We start from the raw sequence: 14,815 nt of genomic DNA on the forward strand, positions 1-14,815 counted from the left end.
GCGTGAAAATGTTCGACAGCTGCGGGCCGCGTCACTAATCGGCGCGGCCCATGGCGACTCTCGTCCCACTCTCCGCAGTCGATGCCGACATGATCGAGCAATTGCTTGATGCTGCTTTCGGCGACAACCGGCATGCGCGCACAGCCTATCGCATCCGTGAAGGTACATCGTGGCTGGATGCGCTGAGCTTTGCTGCGCTCGACGAGGAGGAATATCTTGTCGGCTCGATCCAGCTTTGGCCGGTCGCACTGACCGACCCGCAGGGCCGCCCTCATCCGCTGATCATGGTCGGACCGGTGGCGGTCATGCCCGGAAGGCAAGGCGAAGGTTTCGGCAAGGCGCTGATGGCCGCCAGCCTCGGCGCGATCGACTCCGCCTTCGACGAGGGCGCACCGCCCTTCCCGCAGGTGCTCATCGGCGATCCCGAATATTACGGGCAGTGGGGCTTTTCCGCCGAGCACACCGGCAACTGGCATTGCCCCGGCCCGTTCGAGCGCGAGCGGCTGTTGCTGCGCACCGGCAATCCCGCGATCCTGCCGCCCGAGGGCATGCTGGGGCCGTGGACCAACGAGACCTCGCAGGCCGCCAAGGATTGAACGAGGGCTTCGGCTCTGCCATCGGTTTGCGCAACGATGGTCTATACCCCGCCCCCCGAACTTGCCGGCATGTCGCTGGCCGAAATCGCCGAAGCGGTGGCGGAGCGCCGCCTTCCCCCGGTCGAACAATGGTCGCCCGACAATGTGGACGACAGCCACATGGTCATCCGCGCCGACGGCACATGGCTGCATGACGGCAGCCCGATCAGCCGCACCGCCATGGTGCGGGCATTCGCAGGCCTCCTCAATCGCGAGGACGACGGCAGCTACTGGCTGGTCGTGCCCTACCAGAAGCTGAGCATCGAGGTCGAAGACGCCTGCTTCATCGCCACCGACGTCAGCCGCAAGGACGGCGATCTCGCCTTCCGCCTCAATACCGACGAACTGGTCGTGGCGGGCCCCGACAACCCGATCCGCGCGGCAGGCGATCCCGACCAGCCTGCGCTTTACCTCCACGTCCGCCGTGGCTGCGAAGCGCGTCTCAACCGGTCGACCTACGAACAGCTTGCGCAGATCGCCCTGGCAGAAGGCGACGACTGGACCGTGACGAGCGGCGGCGAGAGCTTCTCGCTGGTCCCTGCATGAGCGACCTCTTCGACCGCCTGACCGACCTGTTCCAGCAGGGTCACGAGCGCGAGGTAGAGGGCCTTTTGTCCGATGCACGCTTTGCCGATCTCGACCGGACAGCCGATGCCGCCGTGCTGATCGCGGTCACCGAACAGGCTAATCCGACCGTCCTCCTCACCCAGCGCCCGCGCACCATGCGCGACCACCCAGGGCAGGTCGCCTTTCCCGGCGGCAAGATCGACCGAGGCGAAGATGCCGTCGAGGCAGCCCTGCGCGAGGCGTGGGAAGAGCTCGGCATCGAGCGCGACCATGTCCGCGTGATCGGAACCACCGACCGCTACCAGACCGGCACCGGCTTCGACATCACGCCGGTGCTTGCCACCGTCCCCGCCGACCTCGCGATCCGCCCCGACCCGCGAGAGGTGGAAAGCTGGTTCGAGGCTCCGCTCGACCACCTGATGGACCGCCAGCGCTGGAACAAGAACGAGGTGTTCTGGAAAGGCGCGATGCGGCGCTATTACGAGATGGACCACGAAGGCTATCGCATCTGGGGCGTGACCGCCGCAATCTGCATCAATCTCTCGCGCCGTCTGGCGTGGTTCGACTGACGCCGTTAAAGCGCCGTCCACGATGACCAAACTGCCCGAAGCATCCTGGACGAAGCGCGAAGACCTTGCCCAGCTTGTCGCTGCGCTGGAGGCTGCCAACGCACGCTATGTCGGCGGCGCCGTTCGCGATACGCTATTGGGCAAGGACATCCACGATATCGACATCGCGACGTCGCTCCTGCCTGCGGACGTGATCGACCGCTGCAAGGAAGCAGGTATCCGCACGGTGCCGACGGGGATCGACCACGGCACGGTAACCGCGATCCTGCCCGACGGACCGGTCGAGATCACCACCCTGCGCCGCGATGTTTCGACCGACGGCCGCCGCGCGACCGTGTCATTCGCCACCGAGTGGAAAGAGGACGCATCGCGCCGCGATTTCACGATCAACGCGCTCTATGCCCATCCCGAAACTCTCGAGATCAGCGACTATTTCGGCGGCGTGGAGGATCTGAAGAACGGCCGCGTGCGCTTTATCGGCAATGCGCGCGAACGCATCCGCGAAGATCACCTGCGGATCCTACGCTACTTCCGCTTCCAGACGCGCTTCGGCGACGCATGGGATGACGAGGCTACCGGCGCGTCGAGCGAGCTGGCCTCCACCCTGAAGGGCCTCAGCCGCGAACGGGTGGGCTGGGAATTGCAGAACCTGCTCGGCCTGCCCGACCCCTCGCCCACGGTGTTCAAGATGCGCGAACTCGGCGTTATGCAGGAAGTGCTGCCCGAATGCGGAACGCGCGAAGCGGAGAAGCTAGCCGAGCTCGTCCGGCAGGAACGCGAATACGGCATTGCGCCCGATGCCATGCGCCGCCTCGCCGCGATCATCCCGCCAGTGCCGAGCCTTGCGCAAGCCGTCTCCGCGCGCCTGCGCCTCTCGCGCGCCCAGCGCGAACGCCTGTCCTGCGTGGCCGAGCGCGACGCCAACGACAGCCAGCAGCCGCTTGCCCTCGCCTATTACGAGGGCGTGGAATGCGCGCGCGACCGCCTCTTGCTGACCCGTGCCGATCCCGGCGCGCTCGAAGGCTGGGAGGCTCCGCAGCTCCCCCTCAAGGGCGGCGAAATCGTCGAGCGCGGAGTGGGCAAGGGCCCGCAGGTCGCGCGAATCCTCCAGTCGGTGGAGCGGCGCTGGGTGGATGAAGGATTCCCCGATCGCGACCGTGTTCTGGCCATTCTGGACGAAGAATTGCCCTGACCGGCACTTTCGGTTTCCAAAGCTGAAACAGCATCTTCAGCTTTGCTTAAGCTGCAGTGCAGCATAACGGCCCCCAAGCGCGGTTGCGATTTTTCGTCCCGCTTGCCATAGAGCGTTCCGCTTACCCCGGAGGGGGGCACGCGGATCATCTCGGGACTTCCACTCTCGTCTCCGCTCTTTCCATTTTGGTCGTTCGTGACGCGTCTTGCCGCGGGTCGCGAAACTATAAGTTGAATACATCTAGGAGTTCGTCACATGAAATTCGCTAAGCTGGCCGTTGCCGCCGTCGCTCTCGCCGCAACCCCGGCCCTCGCCAACGAACAGGTTGCTGCAGGCGCCGTCGTCACCGGCCCCGAAGGCAATGAAGTCGGCACGATCGTTTCGGTCGAGAATGGCCAGGCCGTGCTCGACACCGGCAAGCACAAGGTTCCGCTTGGCGTCGAAATGTACGGCCAGGGCGAAGCCGGCCCGACGATCACCGTCACCAAGCTCCAGCTCGACGACATGATGGACGCGCAGCTCGCTGAAGCTGCTGCCAAGCTCGACGCAGCCCTCGTTGAAGGCGCAGCAGTCGTCACCGCCGAAGGCCACCCGTTCGGCACCATCTACACCGTCGACAACGAAGGCATGGCCATCGTCCAGAACGACGACGGCATCGTCACCCTCGCTCGCGACAGCTTCGCTGTGACCGCTGAAGGCGCGCTGATGGTTCTTTACAACCACGCCGACCTCGCCGCGAACATGACGCCGGTTGCCGAAGGTGCGGAAATCCTCACCCCGGCACAGGCCCGCGCAAAGCAGGCTGAAATGGCTGCTGGCGACGACGCCGGCGAATAAGCCGAACATCGGTTCCCTGGAGCCACCGTTTCAGGGTCGCAAGAGGCCGGAAGTGCACATGCGCTTCCGGCCTTTCTTGTTGGGTACGGATGGCTATCGACTGAGGTCGATAGCGCACTCGACAAAGATCAGAACTTGTTGTCGCGCGGGAAGCCCTGCGGCGGCAGGCGTCCGGCCCCGCCGCGCGCGACCTTCCACTGCCACATCTCGGTTTCGGTGCGGGTGCGGTCGCCCTTGCCGCCCATGGCCCAGCTGAGGCCATCTTCCATTTTGAAAGTAGTCGCATCGGACAGGCCGCCGTCGCGATAGTTCTGAAGCTTGTTGCCCTGCCCCTTCGCAAGGCGCGGCAGTTCCTCGAGATTGAAGACGACCAGCTTGCGGTTCTCGCCTACCACGGCGACGTGATCGTGCGCCTTGTCGATCGGACGCGCGACGACGAGCTTCACGCCGTCCTTCACATTCATCACCTGCCGTCCCTTGCGGGTTTCGGCGAGCATCTGGTCGGTCGTCACGGCAAAGCCCTTGCCCGTACTGGCGGCGAGCAGGACTTCCTGCCCTTCGCGGTGGACGACAACCGATACGATCTGCGCCGCCCCGTCGATGTCGAGCGTGTTGCGCACCGGTTCGCCGAAACCGCGCGCGCCCGGCAGCTTGTCCGCACCCAGCGTAAAGACGCGCCCGTCGTCTCCGATGAGCAGCAGCTTGTCGGTCGTCTGGGCGTGGAGCACGAAGGCAGGCCCGTCGCCTTCCTTGTACTTGAATTCCTGGTCGAGCGGCAGGTGGCCCTTGGCCCCGCGCACCCAGCCCTTTTGGCTGAGGATGACCGTCACCGGTTCCTTCTCGATCATCGCCTCCATGCTGAATTCGACCGCCGGAGCAGCCTCTTCGATGGTGGTGCGACGCGCGCCGAGAGCAGTGTCTTCGCTATATTCTTTGCGCAGGGCATTGAGATCGCGCTTGAGACGCGTGCGCTGGCGGGCGGGACTGCCGAGCAGCTTCTCAAGCTCGTCCTGCTCCTTGAGCAGCTCGTCCTTCTCGTTACGTAGTTGCATTTCTTCCAGCTTGCGCAAGCTGCGCAGGCGCATGTTGAGGATCGCCTCGGCCTGCCTGTCGGTGAGCTTGAATTCCTGCATCATCACCGGCTTGGGCTCGTCCTCGGTGCGGATGATCTCGATCACGCGGTCGAGGTTGAGGAATGCGATGATATAGCCTTCGACCAGCTCCAGCCGCCGGGCGATCTGGTCGAGCCGGTGCTGGCTGCGGCGCTGGAGGATGTCGATCTGGCTGGCGATCCAGTTGTCGAGCAGCTCCTTCAGCCCCATCACCATTGGCGTGCGCGTGTGGTCGAGCACGTTGAGGTTGAGGCCGAAGCGCGTTTCCATGTCGGTGAGCTTGTAGATGCTCTCTTTCAGGAGTTCGGGATCGACATTGCGGCTGCGCGGGACGAGCACGATGCGGATCTGCTCGTCGCTCTCGTCGCGCACGTCTTCGAGGATCGGCAGCTTTTTGTCGGCGATCGCCTGCGCGATCTGTTCGATCAACTTGCCCTTGGCGACCTGGTAGGGAATTTCGGAAATGACCAGCTGCCACTGGCCGCCGCCCAGCCGTTCGATACCGGCCTGCTTGTCTTCGTCCTTCTCCGCTTCGGCCGCGTGGAAGCGCCCGCGCACGCGGAAGGACCCGCGCCCGGTTTCATAGGCGTGGCTGATCACCTCTGCGCTCTCGGGCACGACGCCGCCGGTGGCAAAGTCCGGCCCCTTGAAAATCTCCATCAGCCGCGCGTGTTCGACATGCGGATTGTCGATCACTTCGAGCGTCGCGTCGACGATCTCGGCGACGTTGTGGCTGGGGATATTGGTCGCCATGCCCACCGCGATCCCGCTCGCGCCATTGGCGAGCAGGTTGGGGAAGAGGCCCGGCATGATCTCCGGCTCTTCTTCCTCGTTATTGTAGGTCGGGATGAAATCGACCGTGCCCGCGTCGAGGCCTTCCATCAGGCGCATCGCCGTCTTGGTCAGGCGCGCTTCGGTGTAGCGGTAGGCGGCGGCGTTATCGCCATCGATATTGCCGAAGTTGCCCTGCCCCTCGACCAGCGGATAGCGGAGCGCAAAATCCTGCGCGAGACGGACCATCGCATCATAGGCCGCAGTGTCGCCATGCGGGTGATATTTACCGATCACCTCGCCGACCACGCGGGCAGACTTCTTGAACCCACTCGCCGGGTCGAGCTTCAATTGGCGCATGGTCCACAAGAGGCGCCGGTGAACCGGCTTCAACCCGTCGCGAAGGTCCGGCAGCGAACGCGCCGTGATCGTCGATAGCGCATACACGAGGTAGCGCTCGGAAAGGGCGGAATCAAAGGGTGCATCGACGATGGCGTCGAAGGGATCGGCGCCGGAATCGTCCATCTCGGTAGTGGCCATGAGGTTCGCCCTACCAGAGGCACGGCTCGCCTACCAATGCGGAACGGTGCACTTTCCCCACACGTTGCATGGGTAACACGAAATCAAGGAGTTACCTCATGACAAAACACGTAATGATCCTCGCCACCAACGGCTTCGAACAGTCGGAACTGATGAAGCCGAAGGCCAATCTCGAAGACGCCGGTTTCGAGACCACCGTCGTGAGTCTCGAAAAGGGCGAAATCACCGGTTGGAAGGACAAGGACTGGGGCGACAGCGTCAAGGTCGACAAGACGGTCGATGAAGTATCCGATTGTTCGGGCTACGACGCTCTGCTCCTGCCGGGTGGCCAGATGAACCCCGATATCCTCCGCATGAACGAGCGCGCGATCGCTATCGTCCGCGAATTCAATATGGCGAACAAGCCGGTCGCGGCAATCTGTCATGCACCGTGGCTGCTTGCAGAGGCCGACATCATTAAGGGCAAAACCGTCACCGCATGGCCCTCGATCCGCACCGACCTGAAGAATGCAGGCGCCAACGTGGTCGACACCGAAGCGGCAGTCGATGGCAACCTCATCACCAGCCGTAACCCCGACGACATCCCCGCGTTCAGCAAGGCGCTGATCGAAATGCTGGGAGAAAGCGTCGAGAAACGCGAGCTCGAATCCGCGTAAATTCGATCCCATCGAAACACGGAACCCCGTTGCCCACCGGCAGCGGGGTTCCTGCTTTTGGGGACCGATAAGGGCGCGACAGCATTGGGTAAGGCATGGGGACCATTCAAAGAAACATCGCCACCGCGCTACTCGCTGTATTCGCTGCGCTTTTCGCCGTTCAGGCACAGGCGCAGTCGGACCGCACAGTCGCAGAAGGTTCGCAAGCCTATGTCTACGAGGTGGAACAGCTGGAGACGGTCACCCCGCCCGGCGCGCTTCCCCTCGATCTAGATACGCCGATGGGACTGATGGAAAGCTTCATGTCCGCCGGCGAAAAAGGCGAATGGAGCGATGCTGCTGCCGCGCTGGATCTTGCCAATATCGACCCTGCCGAACGCGATGCCGAACAGCTTTCCGCCCAGCTTTACGACCTGCTTCACCGCTCGCTTTCAATCGGCTGGACCAGCCTGCCGGACCGCCCCGATGCAGTCGACACGAACACCAGCAGCAAGGATCCAATGGCGGGTGTTGCCCGCCGTTCGCTGACGATCGGATTCCTTGACCTCGAGAACCGCGCAGTGCCGATCAGGCTGGCACGGGTGCAGGCACCGGACGGCGAACCGGTATGGGTTTTCAGCCGTCAGACTGTCGAGAATGTCCCAGCGCTCTACGAAATATACGGTCCGACCAAATTCGAAAAAAGCCTGCCCCCGGCGCTGCGCAAACAGGCCTTCTGGACCTTGGCGTGGTGGGAAGTGATCGCACTGCCGCTGATCCTGCTCGCCGGCGCGCTCGCTGCGGCCCTGACCTATCTCGCGATCAACCGCATGAGGGATCGGCAGGACGAGGACACCAAGCTATTCGGGGTCCTGCAGGCGATCCACCTGCCGGCAACGCTGCTTGCCTTTGCAGGAACGTTTGCACTGGTCCGGACGACATTCTTCAAGCTCTCGGGTCCGGCGAAGGACCTGCTCGACCCGCTGCAGCTGATCCTCATCATCGCAGCCATCGTCGGAATCGCGCTTTCCGTGATCGAGGCCCTGTTCGACTTCGCGACGTCGCGTCGCACCGACGAACTCGAAGCGCCCGGCAATAACGAGGATCGCAATTTCTACACCAAGATGAGCGCGATCCGCCGCATCCTGACCGCGGTGATCCTGCTCGCGGGCATCGGCTTCGTGGTGATGGCGAGCAATCTGTCGAACACGCTCGGCTTCTCGATCATCGCCTCTGCCGGCGTCCTCGGCCTCGTGCTTGTCTTTGCGGCACGGAAGATACTTGGCGACATCATGGCCAGCGTTCAGATCGCCTTTGCGCAGACCGCGCGGATCGGCGATGCGATCCATTATGACGGGCAATGGTGCTTCGTCGAAAAGATCGGCTTCACCCACCTGCGCCTGCGCACCTGGGACGAACGCCGGGTCATCGCCCCGGTGAGCGACTTCACCAGCGACAGCTTCGAGAACTGGACCAAGCAGGATGCCAGCCTGATGATGCATGTCGAACTCGAGCTGGATAATCGCGCCGATGTCGACAAGCTGCGCGGGCCGTTCCGCGAGTTCGTCGAGAATGACGAGGACGTGATCGACCCCGAGGACGCCGTCTGCGAAGTCGTCGCACAGGACGCGCGGGCCATGACGGTCCGCTTCATGGCCCGGGCAGAGGACCCCAAGTGCGGCTGGGCCATGCATTGCCGCCTGCGCGAACACATGCTTGCCGCCGCATCACGCCTCGATGCAGCAGCCGGAAACGAGCCGACGCCGGCCTACCTGCCCCGCGAACGCGAGGTACGCATGGACCTCGCCCGCGAAGACGAAGCATCCTGACCGGCTCCACGCAGGCCCCGGCATGGCAGAATTCCCGTGACTTGACGCAGACTTGATTTGCGATACGTTGTAACATTCACGTCACACAGCTTCGTGGGACGTGATTGAACGGGGAGAGTTTCGATGAGAGCACGTCATGCCATGCTGGTAGGTCTTTCGACGATTGCGCTTGCTTCCTGCGGGCAGTCCGAAAGGGAGCAGCACGTCACTGAAAGGGTGACGACCGTCGACGTAGAGGAGCCGGCCTCGGACGCCCCCGCGAACGAGTTCGGCTTTTACGAAGCGCGGGAGGAGGGAATCTTCTCTGGCTCGCCGCCTCCTCCTGAGCCCCGTCGTATCTCTCCTCCCCCGCCCGCTCCGGCGCCGGCCACCGTTCCCGGCCAGCCCGTGCCGGGAGAAGATACCTCGATTTCCGTCAGCATGCCGCAAGTCGCCTATACCTATTCCTACGGCTTCCGCGTCCCGGCAAACGTCATCCGGCCACTGCAGGAGCGCCATGCCGACATGTGCGAGGCCAAGGGGCCGCAGGTCTGCCGCATCGTCTCGATGAATTCGGAAGAGATGGAGGGCGATTATGCCTACGGTAGCCTGCGCATTGCCATCGCCAGCAGCGAAGCGCGCACTTTCGGCAAGGCGCTGACTGCGGCCTCGAAAGGCATGGACGGCGAACTCGTTTCCTCCTCGATAGATGGCGAAGACCTGTCGAAGAAGATCGTCGACACCGAAGCCCGCCTGCGCGCCCGCACGGTGCTGCGCGACCGGCTGATGGAGGTGCTGCGCAACCGCCAGGGCACCGTCGCCGAACTGGTCGAGGCCGAACGCGGCGTCGCCAAGGTGAACGAGGAAATCGACCAGGCGCGAAGCTGGCTGAACGAAATGCGAGGTCGGGTCGCCTATTCGACGATGACGCTCGAATATGAGGCGGGCACGCCATCACAGGGCGGTTTCGCCGACCCAATCCGTAACGCATGGGGTTCGCTCGCCTCGATCCTCGGCAATCTCATCGCCTTCCTGATGGTCGTCGGCATCGTCGTCATCCCCATCGGACTGATCATCTGGGGCGCAGTCCGCCTGTTCAAGCGGATCAAGCTATCGACCGGCATTGGCGACGATGGTTGGCTCCCACCGACGGATAAGCCGGACGAAACGAAGGCGGATTAGTGCTGACTGGAGTAAGCGACGAATCACGTCGCCGTACGATTTTCCCAGGTTTAGCAGGGTGCCGACAGCTCGGTTGAGCAGACGTCAGGGCGCGCGTTCGAGTATCACTACACAACTATTCAAGTCTGGTTCGCCAGATGGATCGGCCTGGCTTCGCTCTTCTTCCGAGGGCCTCAGCTCAATAGTTTGGGAGCCAATCTTTCCGACCAGATAGTGGTAGCCGTTGAGTGAGTCGAACAGTGCCAGCGAGCTCTCGATCACTACCCCGTCAAAGGACAGTTCGGCTTCCTCTGTGCCATCGTATTCCGGGGCTTCGACGATAAGAATGGTCGCGACAATCTCATGGTCATTCTGAGATATCCGGACTTTGCTGAAGGACTTTCGCTGCGCCTCACTGATGAAGGGGGACTCGCTTTGCCTACAGGATGGCTCGACTGATGCCACATCGTATTTACCAGCCAAGTCGTCCGGGTAACCGCGTTGCTCTATAGCCTGGCGGTATAGCGACTTTCGGCCTTCGAATTTTTGCCTGAAGAAGTCGGCACTTCCTTTTGTGATTTCACCTTCGGGAGTCTGAAGTGTGAAATCGGTGCCGTCGATCATCGCCATCAGCGCCAAGCGCGTTTCCATGACGAGGTAGCCTTGAGCTATCGCATCGGCAGGAGCGGCGAGTAGGTCTTCGACGCTTGGCTCAAGAACGTCGCATGCCTCTTCGAACCCACCAGTGCATGACTGGCCAAACAATTCGTTGGCTTTGGCGGGATCCGCCTCAACCCCCAAACCTTGAGCGTAAGATAGACCGAGTGCGTATTGCGCCGCAGCATCGCCTTGCTCCGCCGCTTTGCGAAACCATTCCACAGAAGCGGCGTAATCCTGGGCGACCCCCTGCCCACCAGCATAGGCAAGACCCAGGTTATACTGCGCGGACGCAGAACCTTGAGCCGCGGCTTTGCGGGTCCACTCGACCGCTTTGGCGTAATCCTGCGGAAGTCCCGCACCCTCGGCAAAATGCCAACCCATCTCGGTCTGAGCTTCCGCAAGGCCCTGTTCCGCAGCCTTGCGGTACCATTCGACTGCAGCAACATAGTCTTGCGATACGCCCAGACCATTCGCGTAGGACCACCCCAGAGCGTATTGCGCAAAAGCATCACCCTGCTCCGCCGCCTTGCGATACCATTCAACTGCTTTGCCGAGATCCTCCGGTACACCCTCGCCGCTGGCGTACGAGAAGGCTAGGTAGAACTGTGCGGTGGCATCCCCCTGTTCTGCCCCTTTGCGATACCACTCGACTGCTTTGCTGAGGTCCTGCGGTACACCCTTACCCTCGTAATAGGCTTCGCCGAGCTCCACACACATATCAGTTTCGCCAGCGAGACAAGCACGCTGCATGTCTTGAACGGATGGTTCCTGCTCTTCAGCCATCGCCAAGGTTGGAAGGACACTGCTGAGGGAAACTATTGCGGAGAAAATGGCCAAGCCTGACATTGGCAGGCCAAGCTTGGCGGTGCCTCTACCACCAGAGTTTGGTCGAGGGGTGCCCATATCGCTTCTCCGTTGGATGGGCTCTTACTAGTGGCCTGACACATTACCTCACAAATGCGCCATAGTCATCCCGGAGGGAGCCAACCCCAATGAGCGCTTTCAGGTCAATAGCGGCCGCTCTGGTTAGCGGCTCATGTCGTGGCTCTCGGCGGGAATGGAAACGGTCAGCCCGTCCAGTTCATCGCCGAGCACGATCTGGCAGGACAGGCGGCTGGTGCGCCGGACGCCCGCGGCGAGGTCGAGCATATCTTCCTCTTCCTCGCTTGCTTCGGGCAGGCGGTCGAACCAGTCCTTGTCCACCACCACGTGACAGGTCGAGCAGGCCATCTGCCCCTCGCAAGTGCCCTCCAGCGGCATTCCGGCCGCCTGGGCAGCGCGAAGCAACGTGTCACCGTCCTCACCTGTCGCATCGACGCGGTCGCCTTCGGAGGTGATGAAAGTGATCTTCATAGGGACCCTTGCGCCTTTGCTGCCTCGTTGATCGTCCGGCCCGCTTCCTCGATCTCCTCGAGCGTGGTGTAGCGCCCGAAGCCGAGGCGGATCGAGGTTTTCGCGAGCTTCTTGGGCAGGCCGATCGCTTCCAGCACGTGGCTGGTGCGCCCCGAGCCGCTGGCGCAGGCAGAGCCGGCGGAGAACATCACGTTGCGGCAATCGCTCATGAGCCGGTTTACATCCAGACCGCCGCCGTTGGGGCCGCGCGGGCGGATGTTGAGGTTGCCGTGATAACGCGCCTCGGCACTGCCATTGAGTTCCCAATTCTCGAACATCTCGGTGGCGCGTTTCCAGAGCTTCTGGACGTGTTCTGCATCCTGCTCCATCCGGTCCTTGGCCTCGGCCGCAGCTGCGCCCATGCCCGCGATCAGCGCAGGGCTGAGCGTGCCCGACCGCAGGCCGAATTCCTGCCCACCGCCGGTCTGGACCTCGTGCAAATCAACCCCGTCACGCACCCATAGTGCACCCACGCCCTTGGGACCGTGGAACTTGTGCGCGCTGATCGCGATCATGTCGGCGCCGGTGACCTCGATCTTGCCATAGGCCTGCACCGCATCGCACAGGTAGAGCGCGTTGTTCTCCTTCGCCTTGCGGTGCCATTCGACCGTGGGCTGGATCACGCCGATCTCGTTATTCACCTGCATCAGGCAGACGAGGCGCGTGTCCTGCGGCAGGTCCTGCTTGGTGTTGCACTGCCCGTCCTTCGCGACATTCAGCACATGGCACTTGCCCGCATCCTTGGCAGTGTCGAGAACTGCAGAATGCTCGATCGCGGACACGGAGACCGTGCCGTCCTTGCCGCTGCCGCGAATGGCGAGATTGAGCGCCTCGGTCGCACCGGAGGTGAAGATCACCTTGCCACCGGGAGGAAAAAGCGCCGCAACCTGATCGCGCGCGAACTCGATCGCGGCCTTGGCCTCGCGGCCCATCTTGTGTGGGGAATGCGGGTTGCCGAAACCGGTGCCGCCCGGCCCGTCGAGCCAGCGCATCATGGCATCGCGCGCTTCGGGAGCTAGCGGGGTGGTGGCCTGGTAGTCGAGGTAAATCATGCTTTCGCCAACTCAAGCCATACCTCGGCGAAGCGTTCCACTTCTTCGCGAGTGGTGTTCCAGCCGAAGCTGGCGCGGATCGTGCGGTCGGCGACTTCGGGTTCTATCTGCATCGCCTGCATGACATGGCTCGTCTTCATGGTCCCCGAGGAGCAGGCCGAGCCTTGCGACACGGAGATCCCCGCCATGTCGAAGCGCATCACCTGCGCACTGCCGCTCATTGTCGGCATGGCGATGGCGCGGACATAGGGCGTGGGGTCCGATAGCCGGTCGGACAACCACGTCCCTCCGGTTTCCCGGCAATGCTCGACGATTGCATCCAGAGGTTCGAGCACGAAGGGATCGATATAGGGCGAGGACGCTGCCTCAAGCGCAGCTGCCATACCCATCGCGGCGGGAAGGTTTTCCGTGCCGCGCCGATATCCGCGCTCCTGCCCGCCGGCCGGTTCGAGCATGGCGAAATCCTTCACCAGCAAGGCGCCGATGCCGATCGGCCCGCCGAACTTGTGTGCCGATACGATCGCCATGTCGCAGGTCGGGATGGCGATCTTGCCTGCGCTCTGCGCACAATCGGTCAGCAACAGGCCGCCTGCCTGATGGACCTGCCCGACAATGGCAGCAATGTCCTGACGGTTGCCGGTTTCCGAATTGATGTGCTGGACCGCGGCGAGGGGGCGCTCGCGCTGGACGGCTTCGGCGAGGACTTCCAGATCGAGCGCGCCGTCAGCTTTCACGGGCAATCGCTCCGCATCGGGAGCCGCCTTGAGGATCGCGTCATGTTCGACCGCGGAAACCAGCCGTGCGCCCGCCTTTGCATGGCCCAGAGCCAGCGCCGCAGCCTCGCTCGCGCCAGAGGTGAAGATGACCTCTCCCTCCCAGCCGAGCGTCCGTTTCACGCGTTCGCGCGCATCCTCAAGCGCCGCCCTCGCCTTGCGGCCTTCGGCGTGCGGACTGCTCGGATTGGCCCAGAGCGTGAAGCCTTCTTCCATCGCCTGTCTGGCCTGCGGACGCAGCGGCGTGGTGGCGGCGTGATCGAGATAGATGCGTGTCGGGACGGGACGGGCCCTTAAATAATTGCGAATTGCCGCTGAAACCCTATATGGAGCGCAACCTCGCGCAAGCCCCTTGGGTCAACGCGCACCACATTTTTCTGCCAGGGTATCTCTCCCCATGCCGACCGTGATCTTTCCCGGCCCCGAAGGCCGCCTCGAAGGCCGTTTCTCTCCCGGCCCCCGTCCGCGCGCACCTGTTGCGATGATCCTGCATCCGCACCCGCAGGGCGGCGGCACGATGAACGAACAGATCACGCAGCGTCTCTACAAGACCTTCGTGAACCGCGGTTTCGCAACCCTGCGTTTCAACTTCCGCGGCGTCGGCCGCAGCCAGGGCAGCTTCGATAACGGTATCGGCGAACTGTCCGACGCCGCTGCGGCGCTCGACTGGGTGCAGCAGGTCCATCCCGAAGCGCAGGTGACCTGGGTTGCCGGCGTCAGCTTCGGCTCGCTCATCGGCATGCAGCTCCTCATGCGCCGCCCGGAAATCCGCGGCTGGATCAGCATTGGTGCGCCAGCGAGCATGTACGACTTCTCGTTCCTCGCACCTTGCCCGGCCTCGGGCATCTTCATCCATGGCGCGCAGGACACCGTTGTCCAGCCCAATGCCGTGACCAAGCTGGTCGAGAAGCTCCGCACGCAGAAGCACATCACCGTGCATCACGAAGAAATTCCGCGCGCGAACCACTTCTTCGAGAACGAGCAGGAAGAACTGATGAAGTCGGTCGACAACTATCTCGACTTCCGTCTCGACCCGGCCTGCCCGATCACCTGACAGCGGTCAGGAAATCAGTACGAATACGATCAAGGGTCCGATTTTCGGGCCCTTTTT

The 14,815-nt window shown here is 62.9% G+C and carries 14 protein-coding genes; 9 read left to right on the plus strand and 5 right to left on the minus strand.

Annotated elements, in window-relative coordinates; genetic code table 11:
• Positions 1-50 precede the first annotated feature (50 nt).
• From K3165_RS04830 to K3165_RS04850, 5 genes are all read left to right on the plus strand, one after another.
• Positions 51-596: a GNAT family N-acetyltransferase gene (locus K3165_RS04830; RefSeq protein ID WP_221547663.1), complete on the plus strand. Its 546-nt coding sequence runs from the start codon at positions 51-53 to the stop codon at positions 594-596.
• Between the two features lie 36 nt (positions 597-632).
• Positions 633-1,181 (plus strand): DUF1285 domain-containing protein, encoded by a 549-nt coding sequence (locus K3165_RS04835; RefSeq protein WP_221547664.1) that lies wholly within the window; start codon positions 633-635, stop codon positions 1,179-1,181.
• Positions 1,178-1,771 (plus strand): CoA pyrophosphatase, encoded by a 594-nt coding sequence (locus tag K3165_RS04840; protein ID WP_221547665.1) that lies wholly within the window; start codon positions 1,178-1,180, stop codon positions 1,769-1,771. The genes K3165_RS04835 and K3165_RS04840 overlap by 4 nt, the downstream gene beginning before the upstream one ends.
• Positions 1,772-1,793: 22 nt before the next feature.
• Complete coding sequence (locus K3165_RS04845; protein WP_221547666.1) at positions 1,794-2,963, plus strand: CCA tRNA nucleotidyltransferase; 1,170 nt, start codon at positions 1,794-1,796, stop codon at positions 2,961-2,963.
• A gap of 255 nt (positions 2,964-3,218) precedes the next feature.
• Positions 3,219-3,800 (plus strand): hypothetical protein, encoded by a 582-nt coding sequence (locus K3165_RS04850; RefSeq protein WP_221547667.1) that lies wholly within the window; start codon positions 3,219-3,221, stop codon positions 3,798-3,800.
• 128 nt (positions 3,801-3,928) lie between these two features.
• On the opposite strand, the gene parC is transcribed toward K3165_RS04850, so the two are convergent.
• A complete protein-coding gene (gene parC, locus K3165_RS04855) occupies positions 3,929-6,223 on the minus strand; it encodes a DNA topoisomerase IV subunit A (protein WP_221547668.1) in 2,295 nt (764 codons plus the stop codon).
• A 98-nt stretch (positions 6,224-6,321) separates the two neighbouring features.
• Here parC and K3165_RS04860 point away from each other — a divergent pair, with 98 nt between their 5' ends.
• From K3165_RS04860 to K3165_RS04870, 3 genes are all read left to right on the plus strand, one after another.
• Complete coding sequence (locus tag K3165_RS04860) at positions 6,322-6,879, plus strand: type 1 glutamine amidotransferase domain-containing protein (protein WP_221547669.1); 558 nt, start codon at positions 6,322-6,324, stop codon at positions 6,877-6,879.
• 95 nt (positions 6,880-6,974) lie between these two features.
• On the plus strand, positions 6,975-8,687 hold the full coding sequence (locus K3165_RS04865) for a mechanosensitive ion channel family protein (protein ID WP_221547670.1): 1,713 nt from the start codon (positions 6,975-6,977) through the stop codon (positions 8,685-8,687).
• 123 nt (positions 8,688-8,810) lie between these two features.
• Positions 8,811-9,848, plus strand: a complete 1,038-nt coding sequence (locus K3165_RS04870) for a DUF4349 domain-containing protein (protein WP_221547671.1) — start codon at positions 8,811-8,813, stop codon at positions 9,846-9,848.
• An 84-nt stretch (positions 9,849-9,932) separates the two neighbouring features.
• Here the strand turns inward: K3165_RS04870 and K3165_RS04875 are convergent, their stop codons facing one another.
• From K3165_RS04875 to K3165_RS04890, 4 genes are all read right to left on the minus strand, one after another.
• Positions 9,933-11,270, minus strand: a complete 1,338-nt coding sequence (locus tag K3165_RS04875; RefSeq protein WP_221547672.1) for a tetratricopeptide repeat protein — start codon at positions 11,268-11,270, stop codon at positions 9,933-9,935.
• Between the two features lie 243 nt (positions 11,271-11,513).
• On the minus strand, positions 11,514-11,840 hold the full coding sequence (locus K3165_RS04880; protein ID WP_221547673.1) for a 2Fe-2S iron-sulfur cluster-binding protein: 327 nt from the start codon (positions 11,838-11,840) through the stop codon (positions 11,514-11,516).
• Positions 11,837-12,931 (minus strand): cysteine desulfurase family protein, encoded by a 1,095-nt coding sequence (locus K3165_RS04885; RefSeq protein WP_221547674.1) that lies wholly within the window; start codon positions 12,929-12,931, stop codon positions 11,837-11,839. Before K3165_RS04885 ends, K3165_RS04880 begins: the two co-directional genes overlap by 4 nt.
• Positions 12,928-13,974, minus strand: a complete 1,047-nt coding sequence (locus K3165_RS04890) for a cysteine desulfurase family protein (RefSeq protein ID WP_345720723.1) — start codon at positions 13,972-13,974, stop codon at positions 12,928-12,930. The genes K3165_RS04885 and K3165_RS04890 overlap by 4 nt, the downstream gene beginning before the upstream one ends.
• Before the next feature lie 127 nt (positions 13,975-14,101).
• Here K3165_RS04890 and K3165_RS04895 point away from each other — a divergent pair, with 127 nt between their 5' ends.
• Complete coding sequence (locus tag K3165_RS04895; RefSeq protein ID WP_221429026.1) at positions 14,102-14,758, plus strand: alpha/beta hydrolase; 657 nt, start codon at positions 14,102-14,104, stop codon at positions 14,756-14,758.
• The last annotated feature ends 57 nt before the right edge of the window (positions 14,759-14,815 follow it).

The organism is Qipengyuania xiamenensis (assembly GCF_019711495.1).
Taxonomy (GTDB): Bacteria; Pseudomonadota; Alphaproteobacteria; order Sphingomonadales; family Sphingomonadaceae; genus Qipengyuania; species Qipengyuania xiamenensis.

Excerpts from the sequence above, each read along its gene's own strand:
- parC (WP_221547668.1), bottom strand. The coding sequence starts at position 6,223 with ATGGCCACTACCGAGATGGACGATTCCGGCGCCGATCCCTTCGACGCC.
- K3165_RS04840 (WP_221547665.1), top strand. The coding sequence starts at position 1,178 with ATGAGCGACCTCTTCGACCGCCTGACCGACCTGTTCCAGCAGGGTCAC.
- K3165_RS04835 (WP_221547664.1), top strand. The coding sequence starts at position 633 with ATGGTCTATACCCCGCCCCCCGAACTTGCCGGCATGTCGCTGGCCGAA.
- K3165_RS04860 (WP_221547669.1), top strand. The coding sequence starts at position 6,322 with ATGACAAAACACGTAATGATCCTCGCCACCAACGGCTTCGAACAGTCG.
- K3165_RS04870 (WP_221547671.1), top strand. The coding sequence starts at position 8,811 with ATGAGAGCACGTCATGCCATGCTGGTAGGTCTTTCGACGATTGCGCTT.
- K3165_RS04875 (WP_221547672.1), bottom strand. The coding sequence starts at position 11,270 with ATGGCTGAAGAGCAGGAACCATCCGTTCAAGACATGCAGCGTGCTTGT.
- K3165_RS04885 (WP_221547674.1), bottom strand. The coding sequence starts at position 12,931 with ATGATTTACCTCGACTACCAGGCCACCACCCCGCTAGCTCCCGAAGCG.
- K3165_RS04895 (WP_221429026.1), top strand. The coding sequence starts at position 14,102 with ATGCCGACCGTGATCTTTCCCGGCCCCGAAGGCCGCCTCGAAGGCCGT.
- K3165_RS04830 (WP_221547663.1), top strand. The coding sequence starts at position 51 with ATGGCGACTCTCGTCCCACTCTCCGCAGTCGATGCCGACATGATCGAG.
- K3165_RS04845 (WP_221547666.1), top strand. The coding sequence starts at position 1,794 with ATGACCAAACTGCCCGAAGCATCCTGGACGAAGCGCGAAGACCTTGCC.
- K3165_RS04850 (WP_221547667.1), top strand. The coding sequence starts at position 3,219 with ATGAAATTCGCTAAGCTGGCCGTTGCCGCCGTCGCTCTCGCCGCAACC.
- K3165_RS04880 (WP_221547673.1), bottom strand. The coding sequence starts at position 11,840 with ATGAAGATCACTTTCATCACCTCCGAAGGCGACCGCGTCGATGCGACA.
- K3165_RS04865 (WP_221547670.1), top strand. The coding sequence starts at position 6,975 with ATGGGGACCATTCAAAGAAACATCGCCACCGCGCTACTCGCTGTATTC.